The following is a 5,103-nucleotide window of genomic DNA, read 5'->3' on the forward strand; positions in this document are numbered from 1 at the left end:
CCCCCCCCCCCCCCCCCCCCCCCCCCCCCCCCCCCCCCCCCCCCCCCTCTTTTAGATGTGTATAAGAGACAGGGCAAACCCACATGCCAGTCGCCAAAAGAAGCAATAGGGTATCTAAACCCGTTTTTAGCGTCGAGCAAAAACAACTGTCCAAAACCAATACCCTCAGCCGATGAGTTGTTGGAAATGGCATAATAATTTAAACGTGACAAAAAGCCCAAGAGTTCGTAGCCGTTCCATCCCTTGCGCGCACCACTATTGCTGCATGTTTTAAATTTTTGCCTGCCTTTGGCCGTTTGGATATAAAAATGGCCGTTTTCGGTTTCAACATAGGGCATGGTCCAAGCCTTGGGGCTTGGCAATTGGTTAAATGCAGCTTCAGATACCTCATTGGCCCGAAGCTTAGGCAACTGTTCAAAAGCTTCGGTAGTACCCAAAACCACCTTCCGTTTAGCCACAGGCTTTTTTTGAGCAGCAACATTAAAGCCAAATGAGGCCAATAACAATAGCGCAACCAGGTTTTTCATGGAGGTCGATTTGGTTTGTTGAGATGAGGTGGCAAATTTTGAGCCGAAAATGAAGCGATAGGGCATAGGCGATAATTTTTATGGATTATATCGGTGCTATTCCTATTTTTGGTGTTACAACAACTACCTAATATCTTCATGAAAAACATCTTCCTTTGGTTAGCCGCAACGGTTTTTTTTAAGCCTGCTCCAGTTAGCGCTCAAGACATTAAAATCAGCCTGTTGGCCAAAAATCAGCCTGTTTTTACGCAAACCAATCAAAACCCAGTGCTCAGGTTTTCTGTTGAAAATCCAAGCCCATTACGATTAAATGCCTTTTCGGGTACCATTGGTGCCGAAGTACTTAACGATATCGAAAAAATAGAGCTGTATGATTCTGATACACTAAGCCATTTTACAAGCAGGCGTTTACTGGGCGAAACCCGAATCAAAGGCCGGAAATTTACCATCAAGTTCAACGGATCGTACACTTTTAACGGGCATCACCTCTGGCTTAATATCGTGCTGAAAAACTCGGCAAAGCTGGCACATCAGCTGATGCTGCAACCCGATTGTTTTTTGGTCGACAACGGCAAGCAGGTCCGTTTGAACAGGAAGCAGTTTGTGTTTAGGATAGGAAGCATAGTTAGGAAGCATGGCGACGACAAGGTAAATACCTACCGCATACCAGGCATTGCCACCACAGCTGCTGGTGCACTGATTTCGGTTTACGATATCCGTTACCTCAATGCTAGGGATTTGCCCGCCAATATTGATGTAGGCATGAGCCGAAGTCTAGACAGGGGCGAAACGTGGGAGCCGATGAAAGTAGTTATGGACATGGGCGAACCCAACGAAAACAATGGGGTGGGCGATCCTGCTATTTTATACGATACCCAAACCCATACCCTTTGGGTAGCTGCCTTATGGAGCAAGGGCAATCGTTCTGTAGCTAGTTCAAAACCAGGGCTTTTGCCTGATGAAACTGGGCAATTGGTTTTGGTAAAGAGTACTGATGATGGGCTGACTTGGTCGAAACCGGTAAGCATTACCGCTGAAGTGAAAAATCCGAAGTGGAACCTGTTTTTTAACGGTCCGGGTACGGGCTCGGTAATGGCCGATGGAACTCTGGTGTTTCCGGCGCAATATTGGGATGAAAATAAACTGCCACACTCCACCATAATTTACAGCAAAGACCATGGGCAAAGTTGGAAAGCTGGCATAGGTGCCAAAAACAATACCACCGAAAGCGCTGTGGTAGAAACCTCGCCCGGACAACTGCTGCTCAACATGCGAGACAATGCCGGAAAATTCAGGAGCATAGCCACGACCAACGATTTTGGACAAACCTGGCAGATGCATCCTACTTCGGCCAATACCTTAGCCGACCCAGTTTGTATGGGCAGCCTCATCCGTGCCAGGGCCAAAGTAAAGGGCAAGCTAAAAGACGTGCTGTTTTTTAGCAATCCCAATTCGTCGGTTTCGAGGAAAAATCTGACGCTTAAAACCAGTTTAGACCTCGGGCAAACCTGGAGCGAAGGAGCACAGCTGCTTATCGACGAACGCGAATCGTATGGCTATTCGGCGCTGACCATGATCGACGAAAACACTATCGGCATTTTATACGAAGGCGTTGGCGATCTTTATTTTGTTCGCGTCAAGATAAATGATTTGTTTAAGTAGTGTTATGCTAGCTTGTTGTTTTTGAGCTGATTAATCTACATTTTTCTTTGCCTTAATTCCCATTATCAATAACCATAAGCAGGCGCCTATTTCGCCAATGCTGGCTGGCATCCTGATGTAGCTTGCTATACCATAACTGCTGTAATGAGGCATGGCGGTGCTTGCAAAAACATTGATGAGGTAGCCAAAACAGCCCAGCATCAAAAAGATGCCCAATACTTTTGGTAACCGGTTGGAGTGGTAAACCAAATAACCAAAAGGCAACAGCCACAAGCCCCAAAACAGCTGCACGATTTTAATGCCATGGCCGTAGCTATCAAGCGAGAAAAGGACCTGCTCCTGAATCTGCTGGGTACTTAAGCCCTTGAGGTATGCCGGCGCATCGACCAAGGTGAGCACATCAAATTTATGCTGCAGGTTAAGCAAGGCAATGGGTACGCTTACGATAGCCAGAATAACCATCAGTTTAGCACAGTTTTCGTTTACCTGCCTCAAGAGCTGGTACAAAGCTAGGGGCAAGGCCAAAAAGGCTAGGTAACAGAGCATGCTACTCACTATATCCCATCTCAACAATTGTACAGATTCGGTTAAGCTATGCAGTGTTTTGGCAGGCTCGTCCCAAAAAATAAGTTTTGAAGGTACATAGCCCAAGCTAAATGTGCCGGTAAGCACTACCACCAGGTAAATGGCTCCGGCTAGGCGAGCGGTTTTTTGGTCAGTCTTCATGGTTGTTGGGGTTTTGTTTTGGCCAGGTAATAGCCAGACATACAATGATGGCGGTTAAAATAATCTCTACAAGGGCCAAATAGCCGTAAAACAACATCCATTTGTCGAGAGAAGTAGCTAAAATCATAGCCATGATTAAACTGAACAGAAGTCCAGCCACCAGATTGGCTATTTTGTTGGCTTTGGCTTTTAATGAAACCGAGAGGAAAATCATCAGCGCCGGAATGCTCATCATCAGGGCAAAGCCCAATAAAGCATAAGGTGTGGTTTGGCCTACGCCCGAATGTCCGGCCATGAGATTTTTGAGGCGGCCCGGTACAAAAAGCGAGAAGAAATCGCCATATACATAACAGAACATTACGGCTGTCCATAAAAAGGCAAGCCTAATCTTAATGTTTACCTTAAACTGTTCAAGTTGTTGGTTTTGAGGATGATTAGAAGTCATGTTGTAGTTGGTTTGGTTTTGCTGATGTAGCCGGGCTTAAGCCCGGCCACTTAACTTAGACGTAGCAGGGTGCCAAATAGTTGCAAACAATTTTCAATTCGTTGCGCCGAATTCGTTTACTTCAAAATCTCTACAGAATTAACCGCTAAATTGTGCGTTATTAAGTTATGGATTTTGTTCAGTTAGAGGCTTTGGTTAGTGATTTTGTGCAGCAGCTCTTTCGCGAGAAACTGAGTGCCAAGCTCTATTTTCACAATGTGGCCCATACCCAATATGTAGTGAACGCCGCCCGGGAGATTGGAATGAATGCCGGTCTTGATGCCGAAGAGCTCGAAACAGTACTGTTGGCCGCCTGGTTCCACGATACCGGCTATACCGAAACCTATCAGCAGCACGAATTGGCCAGTGTAGAAATCGCGGTTCAGTTTTTGGCTGCTTATGGTTTGGCCAAGCACCGGCTAGACGAGGTAATCACCTGCATTTTGGCCACCCGGTTTCCGCAACAGCCTGTTTGCCTTGTAGAAAAGGTAATCTGCGATGCCGATTTTTATCATTTCTCGATGGATAACTACCTCGCCTTTGCGCAGTCGCTTAAACAGGAGTGGGAAGAGGTAATCGGTTTGGAGTATACCCCTTTGCAATGGAATTCGATCAATTTGAAAATGTTGCTGAACCACCAATATTTCACCAGCTTCGGACGGCATAAATTGCAGATCTGCAAAGAAAAAAACATCCGCCTGCTGCAACAATTGATTTGATTTGTGTTCTTGACGTTTAATTTCATTAATTTGAAACATGAAAATCCTGGTTATCGAAGACGAAAAGGCTTTACGCGATAGCATATTGAGCTATTTTATGGAAGAGGGCAATATTTGCGAATCGGCCTCGAACTACCGGTCGGCCTCCGAAAAAATAGCCCTTTACAGTTATGATTGTATTCTGCTCGATCTTGGCTTGCCCGATGGCGAGGGTATGGAACTGCTGAGGGACCTGAAAAAACTGAAAAAGAAGGATGGTGTACTCATTATCTCGGCCAGGCATTCGCTCGATTCTAAACTGGCAGGCCTCGATTTGGGCGCCGACGATTATTTGGTAAAACCATTTCACCTCTCCGAACTCAAAGCCAGGGTAAGTGCCATTGTAAGGCGCAAGAATTTTGATGGCGACAATGTAATTGCCTATCATGAAATTAATGTAGACGTAATGGCCATGACCGTTACCGTGAGCAAAAAGCCGGTGGCGCTCACCAAAAAAGAATTTGAGTTGCTGGTTTATTTTTTGGCCAACAAGGGAAAGGTAGTGACCAAAAATGCCATGGCCGAGCATTTGTGGGGCGATGAAATGGATATAGCCGATGATTTCGACTTTATCTATACCCATGTCAAAAACCTGCGCAAAAAACTGCTGGAAAACGGTTCGCCCGATTACCTCAAGTCTATTTACGGAATTGGCTATAAATTTGGCAATTAAATGAAATTGGCCACCAGATATAACCGCGTTAACCTGCTTGTTTCCTTGCTGGTGCTTATTATCACTGGCATTATCTATTATACCGTCATCCACTTCATCCTTACCGAAAAACTGGATAAGGATCTGGTGGTGGAAGAAGAAGAGATTATCCAATATGTCAAGCATTACGGTAAGTTGCCGTTGCCTTCCAGTTATATCTGTCTCTTATACACATCTAAAAAGGGGGGGGGGGGGGGGGGGGGGGGGGGGGGGGGGGGGGGGGGGGGGGGGGGG

6 protein-coding genes and 1 pseudogene are annotated in these 5,103 nt (G+C 46.0%); 4 read left to right on the forward strand and 3 right to left on the reverse strand.

What is annotated here, in order from left to right:
- Positions 1 to 593, reverse strand: a 593-nt coding sequence (locus tag JHD69_RS18950) for a hypothetical protein (protein ID WP_199141910.1), incomplete at its 3' end; no start/stop codon positions are given.
- Between the two features lie 72 nt (positions 594 to 665).
- Between JHD69_RS18950 and JHD69_RS18955 the strand changes: the two genes are divergently transcribed.
- The gene (locus JHD69_RS18955) at positions 666 to 2,189 is read left to right on the forward strand and encodes a sialidase family protein (protein ID WP_199141911.1); all 1,524 of its coding nucleotides are present in this window, start codon (positions 666 to 668) and stop codon (positions 2,187 to 2,189) included.
- A gap of 30 nt (positions 2,190 to 2,219) precedes the next feature.
- On the opposite strand, the gene JHD69_RS18960 is transcribed toward JHD69_RS18955, so the two are convergent.
- Positions 2,220 to 2,915, reverse strand: a complete 696-nt coding sequence (locus JHD69_RS18960) for a DUF4386 domain-containing protein (RefSeq protein WP_199141912.1) — start codon at positions 2,913 to 2,915, stop codon at positions 2,220 to 2,222.
- Positions 2,905 to 3,360, reverse strand: coding sequence for a DUF6326 family protein (locus JHD69_RS18965; RefSeq protein WP_199141913.1), 456 nt, complete (start codon positions 3,358 to 3,360; stop codon positions 2,905 to 2,907). Before JHD69_RS18965 ends, JHD69_RS18960 begins: the two co-directional genes overlap by 11 nt.
- Positions 3,361 to 3,527: 167 nt before the next feature.
- Between JHD69_RS18965 and JHD69_RS18970 the strand changes: the two genes are divergently transcribed.
- The 3 genes and pseudogenes from JHD69_RS18970 to JHD69_RS18980 all read left to right on the forward strand — a co-directional run.
- Positions 3,528 to 4,118 carry an HD domain-containing protein gene (locus JHD69_RS18970; RefSeq protein WP_199141914.1) on the forward strand — a complete coding sequence of 197 codons (591 nt, stop codon included), beginning with the start codon at positions 3,528 to 3,530 and terminating at the stop codon, positions 4,116 to 4,118.
- Between the two features lie 37 nt (positions 4,119 to 4,155).
- The gene (locus tag JHD69_RS18975; RefSeq protein WP_199141915.1) at positions 4,156 to 4,830 is read left to right on the forward strand and encodes a response regulator transcription factor; all 675 of its coding nucleotides are present in this window, start codon (positions 4,156 to 4,158) and stop codon (positions 4,828 to 4,830) included.
- Positions 4,831 to 5,103: pseudogene (locus JHD69_RS18980) on the forward strand (hypothetical protein); the annotation flags it as partial.

The organism is Pedobacter sp. ASV12, assembly GCF_016429155.1.
In the GTDB taxonomy this organism is placed as follows: domain Bacteria; phylum Bacteroidota; class Bacteroidia; order Sphingobacteriales; family Sphingobacteriaceae; genus Pedobacter.